Source organism: Muricoccus nepalensis (genome assembly GCF_006438825.1).
Classification (GTDB): Bacteria; Pseudomonadota; Alphaproteobacteria; order Acetobacterales; family Acetobacteraceae; genus Roseomonas; species Roseomonas nepalensis.
On record NZ_RCZP01000037.1, the window covers coordinates 1 to 15,476 of the forward strand.

The 15,476-nt window shown below is 75.1% G+C and carries 22 protein-coding genes and 1 other RNA gene; 8 read left to right on the forward strand and 15 right to left on the reverse strand.

Translation table 11 applies throughout. The features are described from left to right. The 4 genes from EAH89_RS24070 to EAH89_RS24085 form a co-directional block, all read right to left on the reverse strand. Window positions 1-693 (reverse strand): hypothetical protein (locus EAH89_RS24070; protein ID WP_206667661.1); only part of this gene is annotated, 693 nt, incomplete at its 3' end. Between the two features lie 8 nt (window positions 694-701). After that, a complete protein-coding gene (gene tolR, locus EAH89_RS24075; protein ID WP_206667662.1) occupies window positions 702-1,232 on the reverse strand; it encodes a protein TolR in 531 nt (176 codons plus the stop codon). 16 nt (window positions 1,233-1,248) lie between these two features. Beyond that, window positions 1,249-2,022, reverse strand: a complete 774-nt coding sequence (tolQ, locus tag EAH89_RS24080) for a protein TolQ (RefSeq protein ID WP_140886259.1) — start codon at window positions 2,020-2,022, stop codon at window positions 1,249-1,251. Between the two features lie 150 nt (window positions 2,023-2,172). Then, a complete protein-coding gene (locus EAH89_RS24085; protein ID WP_140886260.1) occupies window positions 2,173-2,586 on the reverse strand; it encodes a YbgC/FadM family acyl-CoA thioesterase in 414 nt (137 codons plus the stop codon). Between the two features lie 218 nt (window positions 2,587-2,804). On the opposite strand from EAH89_RS24085, the gene EAH89_RS24090 reads away from it, so the two are divergent. Further along, a complete protein-coding gene (locus tag EAH89_RS24090) occupies window positions 2,805-3,188 on the forward strand; it encodes a hypothetical protein (RefSeq protein WP_140886261.1) in 384 nt (127 codons plus the stop codon). Window positions 3,189-3,270: 82 nt separating this feature from the next. On the opposite strand, the gene ruvB is transcribed toward EAH89_RS24090, so the two are convergent. The 5 genes from ruvB to EAH89_RS24115 form a co-directional block, all read right to left on the reverse strand. Next, on the reverse strand, window positions 3,271-4,323 hold the full coding sequence (gene ruvB, locus EAH89_RS24095; protein ID WP_140886262.1) for a Holliday junction branch migration DNA helicase RuvB: 1,053 nt from the start codon (window positions 4,321-4,323) through the stop codon (window positions 3,271-3,273). Window positions 4,324-4,433: 110 nt separating this feature from the next. Next, window positions 4,434-5,468, reverse strand: a complete 1,035-nt coding sequence (locus EAH89_RS24100) for an acyltransferase family protein (protein ID WP_140886263.1) — start codon at window positions 5,466-5,468, stop codon at window positions 4,434-4,436. Between the two features lie 147 nt (window positions 5,469-5,615). Next, window positions 5,616-6,224: a Holliday junction branch migration protein RuvA gene (gene ruvA, locus EAH89_RS24105; protein WP_140886264.1), complete on the reverse strand. Its 609-nt coding sequence runs from the start codon at window positions 6,222-6,224 to the stop codon at window positions 5,616-5,618. Window positions 6,225-6,237: 13 nt separating this feature from the next. Continuing rightward, the gene (gene ruvC, locus EAH89_RS24110; RefSeq protein WP_140886265.1) at window positions 6,238-6,753 is read right to left on the reverse strand and encodes a crossover junction endodeoxyribonuclease RuvC; all 516 of its coding nucleotides are present in this window, start codon (window positions 6,751-6,753) and stop codon (window positions 6,238-6,240) included. Further along, a complete protein-coding gene (locus EAH89_RS24115) occupies window positions 6,750-7,499 on the reverse strand; it encodes a YebC/PmpR family DNA-binding transcriptional regulator (RefSeq protein ID WP_140886266.1) in 750 nt (249 codons plus the stop codon). The genes ruvC and EAH89_RS24115 overlap by 4 nt, the downstream gene beginning before the upstream one ends. Before the next feature lie 253 nt (window positions 7,500-7,752). Here EAH89_RS24115 and EAH89_RS24120 point away from each other — a divergent pair, with 253 nt between their 5' ends. From EAH89_RS24120 to EAH89_RS24130, 3 genes are read left to right on the forward strand one after another with little or no spacing between them, the layout of a single operon-like run. Continuing rightward, complete coding sequence (locus tag EAH89_RS24120) at window positions 7,753-8,382, forward strand: MSMEG_1061 family FMN-dependent PPOX-type flavoprotein (RefSeq protein ID WP_140886267.1); 630 nt, start codon at window positions 7,753-7,755, stop codon at window positions 8,380-8,382. A 1-nt stretch (window position 8,383) separates the two neighbouring features. Then, complete coding sequence (gene arfB, locus EAH89_RS24125; RefSeq protein WP_140886268.1) at window positions 8,384-8,809, forward strand: alternative ribosome rescue aminoacyl-tRNA hydrolase ArfB; 426 nt, start codon at window positions 8,384-8,386, stop codon at window positions 8,807-8,809. Between the two features lie 60 nt (window positions 8,810-8,869). Continuing rightward, on the forward strand, window positions 8,870-9,433 hold the full coding sequence (locus EAH89_RS24130) for a DUF4337 domain-containing protein (protein WP_140886269.1): 564 nt from the start codon (window positions 8,870-8,872) through the stop codon (window positions 9,431-9,433). A gap of 31 nt (window positions 9,434-9,464) precedes the next feature. Here EAH89_RS24130 and EAH89_RS24135 read toward each other — a convergent pair whose 3' ends face one another. The 5 genes from EAH89_RS24135 to EAH89_RS24155 all read right to left on the reverse strand — a co-directional run bounded on the left by EAH89_RS24135 (window position 9,465) and on the right by EAH89_RS24155 (window position 11,951). Beyond that, window positions 9,465-10,286, reverse strand: a complete 822-nt coding sequence (locus tag EAH89_RS24135; RefSeq protein WP_140886270.1) for a TIGR00282 family metallophosphoesterase — start codon at window positions 10,284-10,286, stop codon at window positions 9,465-9,467. 36 nt (window positions 10,287-10,322) lie between these two features. Continuing rightward, entirely contained in the window at window positions 10,323-10,895 is a 573-nt protein-coding gene (locus tag EAH89_RS24140) for a 5-formyltetrahydrofolate cyclo-ligase (RefSeq protein ID WP_140886271.1), read from the reverse strand. Between the two features lie 30 nt (window positions 10,896-10,925). Next, window positions 10,926-11,080, reverse strand: a non-coding RNA gene (ssrS, locus tag EAH89_RS24145) — 6S RNA. A gap of 96 nt (window positions 11,081-11,176) precedes the next feature. Further along, window positions 11,177-11,647 (reverse strand): cell division protein ZapA, encoded by a 471-nt coding sequence (locus EAH89_RS24150; protein WP_241667187.1) that lies wholly within the window; start codon window positions 11,645-11,647, stop codon window positions 11,177-11,179. Beyond that, on the reverse strand, window positions 11,604-11,951 hold the full coding sequence (locus EAH89_RS24155) for a hypothetical protein (protein WP_140886272.1): 348 nt from the start codon (window positions 11,949-11,951) through the stop codon (window positions 11,604-11,606). Before EAH89_RS24155 ends, EAH89_RS24150 begins: the two co-directional genes overlap by 44 nt. Window positions 11,952-12,153: 202 nt before the next feature. On the opposite strand from EAH89_RS24155, the gene EAH89_RS33180 reads away from it, so the two are divergent. Genes EAH89_RS33180 through thiE form a run of 3 tightly spaced genes read left to right on the forward strand, consistent with a single transcriptional unit; the run spans window position 12,154 to window position 14,347 of the window. After that, entirely contained in the window at window positions 12,154-12,645 is a 492-nt protein-coding gene (locus EAH89_RS33180; RefSeq protein ID WP_140886273.1) for a hypothetical protein, read from the forward strand. Window positions 12,646-12,687: 42 nt separating this feature from the next. Next, complete coding sequence (locus EAH89_RS24165) at window positions 12,688-13,626, forward strand: class I fructose-bisphosphate aldolase (RefSeq protein ID WP_140886274.1); 939 nt, start codon at window positions 12,688-12,690, stop codon at window positions 13,624-13,626. 52 nt (window positions 13,627-13,678) lie between these two features. After that, entirely contained in the window at window positions 13,679-14,347 is a 669-nt protein-coding gene (gene thiE, locus EAH89_RS24170; RefSeq protein ID WP_140886275.1) for a thiamine phosphate synthase, read from the forward strand. A 10-nt stretch (window positions 14,348-14,357) separates the two neighbouring features. Here thiE and EAH89_RS24175 read toward each other — a convergent pair whose 3' ends face one another. After that, window positions 14,358-14,627 carry a hypothetical protein gene (locus EAH89_RS24175; RefSeq protein WP_140886276.1) on the reverse strand — a complete coding sequence of 90 codons (270 nt, stop codon included), beginning with the start codon at window positions 14,625-14,627 and terminating at the stop codon, window positions 14,358-14,360. Between the two features lie 123 nt (window positions 14,628-14,750). Here EAH89_RS24175 and EAH89_RS24180 point away from each other — a divergent pair, with 123 nt between their 5' ends. Then, window positions 14,751-15,464, forward strand: a complete 714-nt coding sequence (locus EAH89_RS24180) for an FkbM family methyltransferase (protein ID WP_140886277.1) — start codon at window positions 14,751-14,753, stop codon at window positions 15,462-15,464. Window positions 15,465-15,476 lie beyond the last annotated feature (12 nt).

Genomic DNA, 15,476 nt, shown 5'->3' on the forward strand with positions numbered 1-15,476 from the left:
CGTCGGCGTCGCCGGGCGGATCGCGTCCGGCGCCGGCGCGGGCGGCAGGGGCAAGGGAAGCGCGGGCGCGGCCGCCGCCGGCGGCGGGGTCGGCGCCACCGGGCGGGCCGGCGCGGGCGTCGGGGTTGGCGCGGGCGCAGGCGTCGGCGCGGGCGTCGTCGCCGGCGTCGGCGGGGGCGGCGCCGCGGCCTGCGGCGGCGGTGTCGGCAGCGGCGGGCTCGGCGCCGGCGCGGCCGCTTGCTGGGGCGGCGTGGGCGCGGGGGTCGGCGCGGGGCTCGCCACCGGCGGGGGCGGCGGGGGCGCGAAGGGGATCGGCAGCGGCACCGGCACCGGCGGCGGCGCCGCGGCCGGCGCGGCGGCGGCCGGGTTGGGCGGGGGCGGCGGCGGCAGGGGCGTCGCCTCGGCCCGCGGCGGCGCGGGCGGCGTCGGCGCGGCGTCGGGGGTGGGCGCCGGCGGCGCGGGCGGCGCCGGCAGCGGGATCGGCTCCGGCGCCTCGGCGAGCTGCGGCACCTCGGGCACGACCACCTCGACGGGGATCGCCTCCTCCAGCGGCTCCGGGATCTTCCGGCCGGGCATCTCCGTCATCAGCAGCGCCGCCACCAGCGCGTGCAGCAGCACCGAGGCCGCCACCCAGTTCCGCAGGCGGCTCTCGGCGGTGCCGCCCTCCGCCCAGCCCGTCATGACCGTCGCCATGGGAGGTCCTATCGCGGCGCGGTGCCGGAGGGCGTGGCCGGGCGGCTCGTCGGGGCCGCGCCGGGGGCGGGCGCCGCGCCGCGCGCGGGCTGACCCGCCGGCTGCTCGGCCAGCAGCGCCACGCGCGAGAAGCCGGCCGAGGAGACGATGCCCATCACCTCCATGATCCGCCCGTAGGCGATGCTGCGGTCGCCGCGCACGAAGATGCGCCGCTCGGGCTGCCCCTGGGGCTGGTTCGCCATGATCGCCTGGAGCTGCGGCACGAGGTTCGCGGCCTCCACCTCCGTCTCCTGGAGGAAGATCTTGCCCTCCGGGTTCACCGTGACCGTCAGCGGCTCCTGCTCCTGGTTGAGGGCGGCCGCGTTCGTCTTGGGCAGGTCCACCGGCACGCCGACCGTCATCAGCGGCGCCGCCACCATGAAGATGATGAGCAGCACGAGCATCACGTCCACCATCGGCGTGACGTTGATCTCGGCCATCGGCCGGTGGCGGCGGCGCCCGCCGCGGCCCCCGCCCGTGTTCCCCCCGCCCGTGTTCATGGAGACGGCCATGGGATCAGACCTGTGCCGGCTGGCGGGGGCCGGAGGCCGGCGCCGCGGCCGGCGCCTCGTCCGCCTGGCGCGACAGGATCGCCCCGAACTCCGAGGAGAAGGCCTCGAGCCGCCCCGAGAAGCGCGAGAGGTCCACGTTGATCTTGTTGTAGGCGAGCACGGCCGGGATCGCGGCCACGAGGCCGATCGCCGTCGCGAAGAGCGCCTCCGCGATGCCCGGCGCCACGACCGCGAGGTTCGTGTTGTTCATGCCCGCGATGGCCGAGAAGGAGTTCATGATGCCCCAGACCGTCCCGAACAGCCCGATGAAGGGCCCGACCGACCCCACGGAGGCAAGGAAGGTCATCCACTTCTCGAGCCCGTCCATCTCGCGCCCGACGGCGACGTTCATGGCGCGCTCGGACCGCTCCTTCATGCCCGTCAGCGCCAGCACCCCGGTCGCGCCCGTCTCGGCGGAGCGCTGCCACTCCCGCATGCCCGCGCCGAAGACGGCGGCCATGGGGTGCGTCGGCCGCTCGCCGTCCGTGCGGTAGAGGTCCTCGAGGCTGCCGCCCGACCAGAACTTGTCCTCGAAGACGTCGGCCGCGCGGTTCACGCGGCGCATCGTGTTCCATTTCTCAAAGACGATCGCCCAGACCCAGACGCTGGCGATCAGCAGCCCGATCATGACGGACTTCACCACCCAGTCCGCCTGGAGGAACAGCCCCCAGAGCGAAAGGTCGTGCCCGGCCGCGGCCAGGTTCTGCGCAGTCACACCACCCACGGGCGGTCTCCTCATCCCCTCGCCCCAGACCGGGGCGCCAAACCTCAAACGCCCCCGGGGCGCCGACGGCCGCCTCCCCCCCGGGCACGGCCATCCCGCCCCCAGAAGGGCGGCAACCCCGCCCCCTCGGGGGCACCTCCCGGCGCCCCGAGGGGCGCCGCGCCGTCAAGCCCGCGGCGCGGGCCGCATCGCGGAGCGCCAGGGCTCCGGCAGGGCCACCGGCTTCAGCGCCTCCTGCGAGACGCAGACCAGCCCGACCTTCATCCGCGCCAGCACGCCCCCGTCCGCCCCCACCACGTCCTGCCCGACATCGACCGAGGCCGAGCCGGCCCGGAGGACCCGCGTCTCGACCACGATTTCGTCATCGAGGCGTGCGGGCCGCAAATACGCTACTTCGATGCGCCGCACCACAAGCAACGAACGGTGACGCTCCATCATAAGCTGATGCGGCAACCCAATGTCGCGCAACGATTCCGTCCGCGCCCGCTCGGCCCAGCGAAGGTAGTTGGCATGATAGGCCACGCCGCCCGCGTCGGTGTCCTCGAAATAGACGCGGAGGCGGTAGCGGTGGACGTCCATGGCCCGCGCCCTAGCGCCCTTCGCCCGCAACGACCAGGGGTTCCGGCCCCGCCGCCACGGCGCCCCCGGATTGCGGCCGGGGCGTGTCCCCGGCGCATCGCCCCGCCCCTCCGCAGGACGTGAACGCCCGCCGTCATTCCGCCTCAAAGAACAGCCGTGCGGGCCGTTATCCCCAAGAGGCCGGACGGGCCGGCCGCACGCGCTACGGGAGACGACGCATGTCCGCCATCAAGCAGGCCACCCTCGCTTTGGCCCTCCTCGCCGGCACCGCGCTGGGCGCCCAGGCCCAGACCAGCGGGGGGATGGGCAGCGGGACCGCCCCTTCCGGCACCCGGGCCGCCCCCGGCGCCACCGCCGCCCGCCCTGCCGCCCGGCCCGCGGCGCCCGCGGCCCCGCCCGCCCGCGCCGGCCACGACCCCGACAGCCTCGGCATGGGCGGCCGGACCGCCAACCCCGGCCTGGGCGGCGCCACGGGCATGAGCGGCACCACCGGCCGCGGCAACGCCATGCCGAGCAACTCGGACATTGGCACCGGCGCCGCCGGCCCCTCGGTCGCCGGCCGCTCCACCGCCCCCGGCAACTCCGCGCCCCAGACGCGCTGAGCCCCAGACGCGCTGAGCCCCACCGGCGCGCCGGCCCGGCCGGCCCCCCGGCCGGGCCGCGTCGCGCCTGGGATGGCGCGTCCTAAATGTCGGACTCGTCCAGCAGGTCGCCCTGCGCGGCCAGCGCGTTGCGGGGCGGCGTCATGCCGAGGTGCTTCCACCCCGGCAGCCCCAGCACCCGCCCGCGCTGCGTCCGCAGGATCAGCCCCTCCTGGATGAGGTAGGGCTCGATCACCTCCTCCAGCGTGTCCCGGCTCTCGGCCAGGGCCGCGGCCAGGGTCTCCACCCCCACCGGCCCGCCCCCGTGATGGTCGGCGAGGCGCCGCAGGTAGCGCCGGTCCATCGCGTCCAGCCCCAGCCGGTCCACCTCCAGCCGGTCGAGCGCCGAATCGGCCAGCGCCTTGTCCGCCGGCCGCCCCGCCACCGCCGCGAAGTCCCGGATGCGCCGCAGCAGCCGCCCCGCGATGCGCGGCGTGCCCCGCGCCCGCCGCGCGATCTCCCGCGCCCCGTCCGGCGTCAGCACGAAGCCGAGCTTCTGCGCCCCGCGCGCCACGATCAGCTCCAGCTCCTCCGGCGAGTAGAACTGCAGCCGCAGCGGGATGCCGAAGCGGTCGCGCAGCGGCGTCGCCAGCAGCCCCGCCCGCGTCGTCGCCCCCACCAGCGTGAAGGGCGGCAGATCGATCCGCACCGTCCGCGCCGCCGGCCCTTCGCCGATGATGAGGTCGAGCTGGAAGTCCTCCATCGCAGGGTAGAGCGTCTCCTCGATCGCCGGCTGCAGCCGGTGGATCTCGTCCACGAACAGCACGTCCCGCGGCTGCAGGTTCGTCAGGATCGCGGCCAGGTCACCCGCCCGCTGCAGCACGGGGCCGGAGGTCGCCCGGAACCCCACCCCCAGCTCCCGCGAGACGATCTGCGCGAGCGTCGTCTTGCCCAGCCCCGGCGGGCCGAACAGCAGCACGTGGTCCAGCGCGTCGCCCCGCGCGCGCGCCGCCTGCACGAAGACCGAGAGGTTCTCCCGCAGCGCCGGCTGCCCCGTGAAGTCGGACAGGGTCTGCGGCCGCAGCGTGGCCTCGGCCGCGTCCTCGTCCTGGCGGTTCCCCGCGGTGATGCGGTCCTGGTTCGAAGAGGCGCTCATCCCCGGAACATAGCGTGACCGCCCGCCGCTGTCGCCCCGCCGGATACGCCGCCAGGCGCACCGCCGGCGAGGCCTCGCCCCGCCGCCCGGCGCGCCCCGGCGGGACGCCGCTAGGCCGGGAGCTGGCGCGCGCTCCTCTCGCGCCCGCCGGTGGCGAACCAGCCGGCCCGGACCGGCATGCCGTCCAGGACCTGCCGGATCACGACGCCCGCCGCCACCGCCGCGAAGGGCGCGAGCAGCTCGAAGGTCACGGCCGGCAGCCCGAGCGGCCGCCACAGGGCGAGCAGCAGCTTCAGCACCATCCAGTGCGAGAGGAAGATCGTGAAGGCGTAGTCCCGCCCCCGGCGCGCGGCCCGCCGGTCGGCGGGCCAGAGATGAACGAGGGCGATCACCAGCCGCGCGAGAACGAGGTAGGTGGCCAGCGCTGCCCAGCTTCCCTCCCCGGCCTCCTCCGGGAACAGGGTGCAGAGGCCCACCAGGAGCACGGCCGCGCCCCCGAGCAGCGCCGCCTCCCGCCGGGAGCCCGGCCCGAAGCGGAAGAGGCTGTGCCACCCCATGCCGACGAGGAAGAAGAGCGGGATCGTGTTGCGGACGATCAGCGCCCCGCTCAGGTCGGTCCGGTAGTTCAGCACCGCGACCCCGATCGCGGCCGCGAGGGCGACGGGATGGGCGAGCCAGCGGCGCAGCGGCCCGAAGAGGACGAAGCAGATGAAGAGGTCGCGCAGGAAGTAGAGCGGCCCGTTCACCGGCGTCCCGTCCGCCGCGATCGTCATCTCGAGGAAGCGGTGCGCGTCGATGTTCCGCAGCAGCAGCCCAGGCACCGGCTGGGCGATCTCGTTGAGGGCGATGAAGGCAAGGCAGGGCAGCGTGTTCCAGAGCAGGAAGGGCACCACGAGGGAGCGCAGCTTCTTCTCGAGCACCGCCCGGTACGCGCCGCCGCCCTGCACGAAAAAGTAGCCGGAGAAGACGCTCAGCGTGGGCACGGCCATGCGCGTGACCGCGTTCACCGCGTGGGCGAGCAGGCCCGCCGCCTCCGCCTCGGGCAGGTTGTTGTAGAGCGAGAAGGAGTGATTGAAGACGACGCAGGTGATGAGCAGCAGGCGCCAGGCATCGATGCTGGCCGAAAGTCTCGTCGCAAGGGGCATCGCCGAAATCCGCCGGAGTTCGCTCCCTTCCCCCCGGCCGGACCGCCGGCGCCCCGCCGGCACGGGCCGCGCGGGCAAGTTCGAGCCGCCCTCATTCTCGTTGCAAAAACCTAACTAAAACTGTGCGGCCAGCGGTCCCGCCCCGCCTCAGCGCGGCGCCATCTCCTTCAGGCTCTCCCGGATCAGCGTGTTGAGGTCCGCCCCCTCTCCCAGCCGGTCGAGCACCCGCGTCACCACGCTCGCCGCCTCCGGCCGCCGCCAGCCGAGGTTCAGCAGCGCCGAGACCGCGTCCGCGGCCGGGCCCCGCTCGGGCACCGGCGCCGCGGGCACGGCGAAGGCGAGGTCGCCGGTCGGCATCCCCCCCACCTTCTCCCGCAGCTCGCTCAGCAGCCGGATCGCGAGCTTCGGCCCGACGCCCGGCGCCCGCGTCAGGCTCCCGCGGTCGCCGGCCAGGATCGCCCCCGCGAGGTCGCGCGGCGAGAGCGCCGAGAGCAGCCCGAGCGCCACCTTCGGCCCCACGCCCTGGATGCCCGTCAGCAGCCGGAACCAGTCGCGCTCCGCGGCATCGGCGAAGCCGTAGAGGGTGATCGCGTCCTCGCGCACCACCGTCTCGATCCAGAGCGTCCCCTTCGCGTCGGACGGCAGCGCCGCCACCGCGCGGGACGACGCCGCGACGAGATAGCCCACCCCGTTCACGTCGAGGATGCAGCCCCCCTCGTGCACGGAGTCGAGCCGCCCGGTCAGCTTGCCGATCATCGAAGCCCGCCGATCATGCCGGCGCATACCCCCGCGCGAGGGCGATCCGCGTCGACCGGTGGTTGGCGTGGCAGATCGCGATGGCCAGCGCGTCCGCCGCGTCCGCCCGCTTGATTACCGCCCCCGGCAGCAGCCGCCGCACCATGTCCTGCACCTGCACCTTGTCGGCGTGCCCCGTGCCCACAACGGCACGCTTGATCTCCATCGCCTGGTACTCGGCGACGATCACCCCCAGCAGCGCCGGCGCCAGCAGCACCACGCCCCGCGCCTGGCCGAGCTTCAGCGCAGCGCCCGGGTTCTTGTTGACATAGGTGTGCTCCACCGCCGCCTCGTCCGGCCGGTGCTCCTCGATGAGGAGCGAGAGCGCCCGGTGGATGATGCAGAGCCGCTCGGCCAGCGGCAGCTCCGCCTTCGTGCTCACCACCCCGTCGGCCAGGTGGCGCAGCCGCGACCCCGTGCTCTCCACCAGCCCCCAGCCCGTGTGCTGCAGGCCGGGATCGAGCCCGAGGATGCGGACCGAGCGGTTCAAGCCGTCAGCCGATCGAGCACGTCGTCCGGCACGTCGAAGTTCGCGTAGACCGACTGCACGTCGTCGTGGTCGTCGAGCGAATCCACCAGCTTCAGCACGCCGCGCGCGCTGTCCTCGTCGAGCGGCACGGTGGCGTTCGGCCGCCACTCCAGCTTCGCGCTCTCGGCCGGGCCCAGCGTCGCCTCCAGCGCGTCGCGCACGGCGAAGAGGTCCTCGACCGCGGTCCGGATCGCGTGCCCGTCCTCGTCGCTCTCCACATCCTGCGCGCCCGCCTCGATCGCGGCCTCGAGCACCGTGTCGGCGTCCCCCGCCGCGGGCGCGTAGCGCACCACCCCCTCGCGCTCGAACTGGAAGGCCACCGAGTTCGATTCGCCGAGCGCGCCGCCGTTCTTCGAGAACATCGAGCGCAGGTCGGACGCCGTGCGGTTGCGGTTGTCCGTCAGCGCCTCGACGATGATGGCGACGCCGTTCGGGCCGTACCCCTCGTAGCGCACCTCGTCGTAGTTCTCGGTGTCGGTGCCCTGGGCCACGCGCTTGATCGCGCGCTCCACCGTGTCGCGCGGCATGTTGGCCACCAGCGCCGCCTTCACCGCCGCGCGCAGGCGCGGGTTGTGCGCGGGGTCGGGCAGGCCCGACTTCGCGGAGACGGTGACCTCGCGGATCAGCTTGCCCCAGGCCTGGGCGCGCTTGGCGCTCTGCGCGGCCTTGCGGTGGGCGATGTTCTTGGCGTGGCTGTGGCCGGCCATCTCGGCGATCCTGTTCTCTCGCGGGCCCCTGGAAGGCGGCCCGGCACGGGGGTTGCAATCAATGGGAACCGTCTGGAAACCGCCCCGCCGGGACCCGGCCCGGGATCGCCCGGGAAGGCCCGCGCGGCGGGTCGGAAAGCCCCGATCATAGGGGCCGCCCGGCCCCGGCGCCACCCGCGCGCGGCGACTTCCGCGCGCCGCCCTTGCCCTTCCCGCGCCAGGCCTCACCATGGCGCCGCACCGGAGCCCCGCCATGGACGCCAACCCCGCCGCCAGCCCCTTCGACGTCGCCTCGCCCGAGGCGCTCGCCGCCCTCTACCCACCCCCGACCGAGCGCGCCGTGGCCAAGGTCGGCGACCGGCTGGAGGGGCGCAGCACCGCCTTCATCGCGAGCTCCCCCTTCTTCATCCTCTCCACCACCGGCCGGCACGGCCCCCACGCGACCCCGCGCGGCGACGCCCCGGGCTTCGCCACCCTCCTCGACGAGCGGACGCTGGCCCTGCCCGACCGCCGCGGCAACAACCGCCTCGACGCGCTGCGCGACGTGCTGGACGACCCCCGCGTCGCCCTCCTCTTCTTCGTGCCCGGCATCAACGAGACGCTCCGCGTCCACGGCACCGCCCGCATCACCACCGACCCGGCGCTGCGCGCGCGCCTGGCCATGGGCCGCGCCCTGCCGGCCACCGTCCTCCTCGTCGCCGTCACGGAGGTCTACATCCAGTGCCCCCGCGCGCTCCTGCGCGGCGGCCTCTGGTCCGGCACCCAGCGCCCGGACGCCGCGCCGACCGGCGGCGAGATGATCGCCGAGCACAGCCAGGGCCGCGTGGATCGTCGGGACTACGACGAGGTCGTGGCCCCCCGCTGCGCGGCCGAACTCTACTAGCTTGGACCCGCTCCGGATCAGCCACCGCCTGACCATCCCGGCCGAGGCCCTGGAGGAGAGCTTCATCGCCGCCTCCGGCCCGGGCGGGCAGAACGTCAACAAGGTCGCGACCGCCGTCCAGCTCCGCCTCGACACCGCCCGCGTGCCGGGGCTGACCGAGCCCGTCCTCGCCCGCCTCCGCGCGCTCGCCGGCCGCCGCATGACCGAGGAGGGCAGCCTCCTCCTCACCTCGCGGGAACACCGCACCCAGGACCGCAACCGCGAGGCCGCCCGCGCCCGCCTCGCCGCCCTCATCCGCGACGCCCTCGTCGTCCCCACCATCCGCCGCCCGACGCGCCCGACGAAGGGCAGCAAGGAAAGGCGCCTCGCGGCCAAGGGCGTGCGCGCGGGCATCAAGCAGAACCGCGGCCGCGTGCGGGAGGACTGACCCCCTTCACCCCCGCGTGAGGCGATGGCATGGAGAGATCTTCATGAAGAGAGGATCCCCATGACCGGCCACGGCCATGTCGACCACAGCGGCGAGAACAAGCGCGTCGCGCTGCTCATCGCCGTCCTCGCCCTCTGCCTCGCCCTCGCCGAGACCGGCGCCAAGAGCGCCCAGACCGAGGCGCTGTCCCGCAACGTCGAGGCCTCGAACCTCTGGGCCTTCTTCCAGGCCCGCACCATCCGCCAGACCACGCTCCGCACCGCCGCCGAGGCCGCCGCCATCGCGCCCCAGCCCGCCGAGGAGGACCGCCGGGCGGCGGCCGCCCGCCAGGTCGCCGCCTGGCAGGCCACCGCCCAGCGCTACGAGAGCGAGCCCTCCACCGGCGAGGGACGGCGCGAGCTGGCCGAGCGCGCCAAGGCCGCCGAGCGCACCCGCGACCGCTCCATGGCCGCCTACCACATGTACGAGTACGGCTCCGCCGCCTTCCAGGTCGCCATCGTCATCGCCTCCGCCAGCATCGTCACCGGCGTGCCGCTGCTGGCGCTGGGCGGCGCGATCCTCGGCGCCGTCGGCATCGCGCTCGCCGGCCTCGGCTTCCTCGCGCCCGAGCTGATCCACCTCTGACGCGACGGGCGGGGGAGGCGCACCCCCGCCCTCAGAACCCCGGCAGGACCGGCGAGAGCCGCCCGCCGACCCGCAGCGCCCCGATCCGCCGCGCCAGCCCCGTCGCGTCGTCGGTCTCGACCAGCACGCCGCAGAGCGTCGCCGGCCCCTCGGCGGGCGCGAGGCGCTCCGCCGGCACCTTCCGCCAGAAGCGGATCGAGGCCCCCGCCTTGGACATGCCGATCACGCTGTCGTAGTCGCCGCACATCCCGGCGTCCGAGATATAGGCCGTGCCGCCCTCCAGAACCTGGTGGTCGGCCGTCGGCACGTGGGTGTGCGTGCCCGCAATCAGGCTTGCCCGCCCGTCGAAGGAGTGCCCGAAGCCGAGCTTCTCGCTCGTCGCCTCCGCGTGGATGTCGACCACCACCGCCTGGACCGATCCCCCCGCCCCCATCGAGTGCCGCGCCAGCTCCGCCTGCGCCGCCCGGAAGGGGTCGTCCAGCGGCTCCATGAACAGCCGCCCCATCACCTGCACCACCAGCGCCCGGCGCCCGCCCGGCACCTCCACCACGGTCGCGCCCCGGCCCGGCGTGCCCGGCGGGTAGTTCATCGGCCGGATCAGCCGCGGCTCCCCCTCGATGTAGGGGATGATCTCCTTGCGGTCCCAGGCGTGGTTGCCCAGCGTCAGCACGTCCGCCCCCGCCGCCAGGAAGGCCCGGGCCATGTCGGGCGCGAGGCCGAAGCCGTGCGAGGCGTTCTCCGCGTTCAGCACCACGAGGTCCGCCGCCAGCTCCGCCCGCAGCCCCGGCAGCCGCTCCACCACGGCGTCCCGCCCGGACCGGCCCACCACGTCGCCCAGAAACAAGATCCTCAACCCACCATCCCCTCGCTCGCCCCTACCGGAAGCCCCTCACCGAAAGCGGAGAACGCCCGACTCGGTGGCCACGGCGTCCAGCGGGGCATCAAGTGGGCCCGCCGGCACCTCCTGCATCTCCTGGCAGGCGAAGGCCACCCCGAGCGTGCGGAGCCCCGGCAGCGCGGCCAGCGTGCGGTCGTAGTAGCCACCGCCATAGCCCAGCCGCCGCCCGGCGCGGTCGAAGGCCAGCAGCGGCACGATCACGAAGCCCGGCCGCGCCGCCGGCGCCGCCTCGGCGGGCTGGAGGGTGCCGAAGGGCCCCTTGTCCATCGCGTCCCCGAAGGCGAAGGCCCGGAAGTCGAGCGGCAGCCCGCGCTTGGGCGTACGGGGCAGGCAGAGGGGATGCCCCCGCCCGGCCAGGGCCCGCAGCAGCGGCCGCACGTCGATCTCGTGCCCCATCGGCCAGAACCCGGCCACCACCGCCCCCGCGGGCGGCGCCGCCTCGCGCAGCGCGTGGGCCGCCAGCGCCGGCCCCGCGCCCTCGGCGAGAGCCGAGGCGCGCCGCGCCTGCGCCTCCTCGCGCGCCACGATCTTGGCCGCGCGCAGCCGCGGGTCCTCGGCACTCATGCCGCCGGATGCCGTCTAAGGGGGGAGAGGTGCGGAGCCACCAGAACCGCTGGCGATTCGTCCTCCCAAGGCCTGCTAATGCAGGTGGGCACCAGGTACCCGGACCAGGGTCCGGACAGAGCCAGCTCCCGGAGGATGCTTATTGGCCCTGGGGATGATTTGCCTGGCGCGAAAGGCAGCCCCGCCCTCCCCATGTAGGACGGACCGCGCCCCCGCACCAGGGCAAGAGGGGGAATGCCGGCGCCTTCCGCGCGATTCACGCCGCGCTCCCCCGCCGCGCCTCAGCCCTTGCCGAGATCGGCCGCGATCCCCTCGATCCGCTCCGCCACCCGGGCCAGCCGCTCGGCCAGCTGCGGGTCCATCGCCGGGGCGGGCGCCGGCTCGGCCACATCGGCCGAAGAAGCACCGCCCGCGGAAGCCGCCGGCAAGGGCGCGACCGCGGTCACGGTGGGCGGCGAGGGCGGCGCCGGCGGCAGCCCGGCGCGGGCCTGGGCCACCTCCACCTTCAGGTCGTGCACCTCGTCGGCCAGCAGCAGGGCGGCCAGCAGCAGCAGACGCGGCTCGCCGTAGCTCCCGCCCATCGTCTTCACCGAGGCGACGCGGCGGTCCACCTCCGCCGCCAGCGCGATGAGATGCGCCTCCTGCCCGTCCTCGCAGGAGACCGGGTGGCTGTAGCCGCCGACGCGAACCGTGACCTGTCCCAAGACCTCAACCCTCCCCGGCGCCGCGCGGCGCGCCGGCAAGCGCGCCATGGCCCGCATCCCCGCCCTCGGCGCCGCGCCCGCCCGGCGCCGCCTCCTCGGGCTCCTCCTCGGCCAGGCCGAGATCGTCCAGCTCCACCACCTCGGCCCCGTCCGGCAGCGCGGCGCGGAGGCGTGCGATCGTCGCCTCCAGCCGGGCCGAGAGCGCGGCCACCTCCGCGGGCGGCACCCCCGCGGGCTCGGCCTCGGCCCGCAGGCGCGCGTCCCGCTCGCGCGCGACCTCCTGCGCCGCCGCCGCCAGCCGCTCCACCGCCGCCTCGAGCTTCCCGATCGCCCCTGCCAGGCCGTCAGACATGCCGCGCCACTCCTGCGTGCCCCTTCGCCCCCAGGGATCGTTCCGGGGACCCGTTCCGGGGATCGTTACGGCCCCATCCACCCCGCGGCGTACCAAGGGGAGCCCGGCCGTGCCAACCTTCCGCTGCAAACCCCGGCCGCCGCGCGGCTTCACACCCTGCAACCGTGATGGCTTTACGCATCGGTCCGCAAGAGGGTCAACCGTGACGCCCCCCGCGATTCGCTTCCGCTCGGCCGAGGACGCCGCCGCCGCCCTCGCCGCGGCGGAGGGTCTGGGGGCCGGCCTCCTCCTCCTCTCCGCCCCGGCCGCCGCCGCCTGGCCGGGGGCTGCCGTCGTCGCCGCCATGCTCGCCCGCGCCGCCGCCCGCCACCCCGGCACCCCCTTCCGCGCCGCGCTCGACTGCGGCAGCGCGCCCGGCCTCGCGCTCGACGCGCTCCGGCAGGGATGGCGACTGCTCGTGCTCGACGGCGCCCACCCCGCCTTCCCCGCCGTCCGGGCGGCGGCCGCCGAGGCGGGCGCGGACATCCTGCCCGCGGCCCCGCCCGCGCTCGACCTCGCCCGCCTCGACCTCCGGCGCGAGGCCGGCCGCGCCCTCCTCGCCCGCCACCTCCGGGGCGCCGCCGGCGAGGCCGGTCGCGTGACAGACACCGCGCCCTCGGTTAACTCCGGCGAGGACAAGAACCCACAACCCTGAAAAGGGAACCCTGAACCGGGGAAAGCGGAGGGAGCGACGCCGATGCAGCTGACGCCGAAGGTCCGGGACATCCTCTCCTGGTACGAGAGCGACAACCCCGGCACGAAGGGCAACCTCGCCCGCATCCTCATGCAGGGCCGCCTCGGCGGCACCGGGCGCATGGTCATCCTGCCCGTCGACCAGGGCTTCGAGCACGGCCCCGCCCGCTCCTTCGCCCCCAACCCCGCTGCCTACGACCCGCGCTACCACTTCGAGCTCGCGATCGAGGCCGGGCTGAACGCCTACGCCGCCCCGCTCGGCATGATCGAGGCCGGCGCCGCGAGTTTCGCGGGCGCCATCCCGACCATCCTGAAGGTGAACTCCTCCAACTCCCTCTCCGTCACCAAGGACCAGGCGGTGACGGGCTCGGTGTCGGACGCGCTCCGCCTTGGCTGCTCGGCCATCGGCTTCACCATCTACCCCGGCTCCGAGTACCAGTTCGAGATGATGGAGGAGCTGCGGGAGCTGGCGGAGGAGGCGAAGTCCGTCGGCCTCGCCGTCGTCGTCTGGAGCTACCCGCGCGGCCCGATGCTCGACAAGACCGGCGAGACCGCGCTCGACATCTGCGCCTACGCCGCGCACATGGCGGCCCTGATGGGCGCCCACATCATCAAGGTGAAGCCGCCGACCGAGGCCATCTTCCTCGACGCCGCCCGGAAGACCTACGAGAAGTCGCCCGTCCCCGACATCGCCGACCTCGCCGGCCGCATCCGCCACGTCGTCCAGGCCTGCTTCAACGGCCGCCGCCTCGTCGTCTTCTCGGGCGGCGAGGCTGGCACGGCGGAATCCATGACCGCCATGGCCCGTGGCATCCACCAGGGCGGCGGCAACGGCTCCATCATCGGCCGCAACACCTTCCAGCGCCCGAAGGCCGAGGCGCTGGCGCTGCTGTCCGACATCATCGAGACCTACAAGGCCGAGGCCTCGCAACACCCGGCCTGAGGGCGGCGGGCCCCGCGCCCGCCCCTTCCCGGCCCGAGCAGGAGACACCGGTTTGGCCGGAACGCCCCCACGGAACGCGCCGGCCGACGGTTGCCGCCTCTACCTCGTCACCCCGCCCCGCCTCGACCTCGCGGCCTTCCCCGACCTCCTCGCCCGCGCGCTCGACGCCGGGGACTGCGCCTGCCTGCAGCTCCGCCTGAAGGACGCGGGACGGGACGAGGTCTGCCGCGCGATCGACGCGCTCCGCCCCGTCGCCCAGTCCCGCGGCGTCGCCTTCCTCCTCAACGACGACGCGACGCTCGCCGCCGAGACCGGCTGTGACGGCGCCCATCTCGGCCAGGAGGACGGCGACCACGCCGCCGCCCGCGCCTTGCTCGGCGACGCGACGCTCGGCATCACCTGCCACGACAGCCGCCACCTCGCGATGCGCGCCGGCGAGATGGGCGCCGACTACGTCGCCTTCGGCGCCTTCTTCCCGACCTCCACGAAGGACGCGCAGCACCACGCCGGGACCGACCTGCTGGAGTGGTGGTCCTCGATCTTCGAGATCCCCTGCGTCGCCATTGGCGGCATCACCGCGGCGAACTGCGCCCCCCTCGTCGAGGCGGGCGCGGACTTCCTCGCCGTGGTCGGCGCTGTCTGGAACCACCCGGATGGCCCCGCGGAGGGCGTCCGCGCCATGAACGCGGCCATCGCCGCCGCGCCGCGGCCCGAGCGCTAGGGCGCCCGGCTCAGCGGGCCGGCATGCTCTGCGGGCGGGTGGACCCGGCCGGCGCGGTCGGCAGCGGCGCGGGAGCGGGCGCGCCGGGCGCTCCCTCCAGCACCGCGCCCCCGCCGGAATAGGCGCGGTCCGAGGAGGGCGTCGCCGGCCCCTGGTCGAGCGGCGGCCCGGGCGAGCGCCCGGTCGTGCTCACCCCGTCCGTCAGGTTCGCCCTCGCCGGCCTCTCTAAAGCGGGCAGGGCAACGAGCGCGAGCGCCGCCGCGAGGGGGAGGATCCGCATGGCTTGGCTCCGTATCGTTGCTGGTCCAGAAACGCGGGCCGCCCCGGCCCGGTTGCCGCACGGCCCCCACAGGCGAAACCTCCAGGGGCGAAACCCCCAAGGGCGAGCCCCCCGGAGAGACCCATGGACGAGCTGGCCTTCCTGACCGCCCTGCACCGCCCGGGCACGATCGTCGACGCCGGCGCGCACGAGGGGCTGCTAACCCTGCCGCTCGCCGCCCTGCCCGGCGCCCGGGTCATCGCCTTCGAGCCGCTGGCCGAGGCCCGCGCCGCCCTCGCCCGCGCCGCGGCCGGCCATCCCGGGATCACCCTCCGCCGCGAGGCAGTGGGCGACGCGCCCGGCACGCTGGAACTCTCCCTGCCCCTCCTCGACGGGGAGCCGCAGTGGCAATGGGCCAGCACCGCGAAGACCTACGCCGCCCACCGCTCCGACCGCGTCGCCGTCCGGCGCGAGAGCGTGCCCGTCGTCACCCTCGACAGCCTGGCGCTCGCGGACTGCACGGCCATCAAGATCGACGCCGAGGGCGCGGAGCTCGCCATCCTCCGCGGCGCCCGCGCGACCCTCGCCCGCTGCCGCCCGGTGCTCACCCTCGAGCTCGAGGAGCGCCACGCCGAGGGCTGCACCTGGTCCGTGCCCGCCTTCCTCGACGCGCTCGGCTACGAGACCGCCTTCGAGCACGGCGGCCGCTGGCAGCCCATGGCCGCGCTCGACCGCCCGACCATGCAGCGCGCCAGCCCCGACCCCTCCGTCTTCGAGGCGTCGGACCCCTACATCTTCAACTTCTACGCCTGGCCGGCGGAGCGCGCGGGGGAAGCCCGCGCGCTCCTGCCGAGGTAGCGAGCCCTAGCT

Bases quoted from the DNA above. Each gene is read 5' to 3' on its own strand.
- tolR (WP_206667662.1), bottom strand. From the start codon at position 1,232: ATGAACACGGGCGGGGGGAACACGGGCGGGGGCCGCGGCGGGCGCCGC.
- tolQ (WP_140886259.1), bottom strand. From the start codon at position 2,022: ATGAGGAGACCGCCCGTGGGTGGTGTGACTGCGCAGAACCTGGCCGCG.
- EAH89_RS24085 (WP_140886260.1), bottom strand. From the start codon at position 2,586: ATGGACGTCCACCGCTACCGCCTCCGCGTCTATTTCGAGGACACCGAC.
- EAH89_RS24090 (WP_140886261.1), top strand. From the start codon at position 2,805: ATGTCCGCCATCAAGCAGGCCACCCTCGCTTTGGCCCTCCTCGCCGGC.
- ruvB (WP_140886262.1), bottom strand. From the start codon at position 4,323: ATGAGCGCCTCTTCGAACCAGGACCGCATCACCGCGGGGAACCGCCAG.
- EAH89_RS24100 (WP_140886263.1), bottom strand. From the start codon at position 5,468: ATGCCCCTTGCGACGAGACTTTCGGCCAGCATCGATGCCTGGCGCCTG.
- ruvA (WP_140886264.1), bottom strand. From the start codon at position 6,224: ATGATCGGCAAGCTGACCGGGCGGCTCGACTCCGTGCACGAGGGGGGC.
- EAH89_RS24115 (WP_140886266.1), bottom strand. From the start codon at position 7,499: ATGGCCGGCCACAGCCACGCCAAGAACATCGCCCACCGCAAGGCCGCG.
- EAH89_RS24120 (WP_140886267.1), top strand. From the start codon at position 7,753: ATGGACGCCAACCCCGCCGCCAGCCCCTTCGACGTCGCCTCGCCCGAG.
- EAH89_RS24130 (WP_140886269.1), top strand. From the start codon at position 8,870: ATGACCGGCCACGGCCATGTCGACCACAGCGGCGAGAACAAGCGCGTC.
- EAH89_RS24140 (WP_140886271.1), bottom strand. From the start codon at position 10,895: ATGAGTGCCGAGGACCCGCGGCTGCGCGCGGCCAAGATCGTGGCGCGC.
- EAH89_RS24150 (WP_241667187.1), bottom strand. From the start codon at position 11,647: ATGGCGCGCTTGCCGGCGCGCCGCGCGGCGCCGGGGAGGGTTGAGGTC.
- EAH89_RS24155 (WP_140886272.1), bottom strand. From the start codon at position 11,951: ATGTCTGACGGCCTGGCAGGGGCGATCGGGAAGCTCGAGGCGGCGGTG.
- EAH89_RS24165 (WP_140886274.1), top strand. From the start codon at position 12,688: ATGCAGCTGACGCCGAAGGTCCGGGACATCCTCTCCTGGTACGAGAGC.
- EAH89_RS24175 (WP_140886276.1), bottom strand. From the start codon at position 14,627: ATGCGGATCCTCCCCCTCGCGGCGGCGCTCGCGCTCGTTGCCCTGCCC.
- EAH89_RS24180 (WP_140886277.1), top strand. From the start codon at position 14,751: ATGGACGAGCTGGCCTTCCTGACCGCCCTGCACCGCCCGGGCACGATC.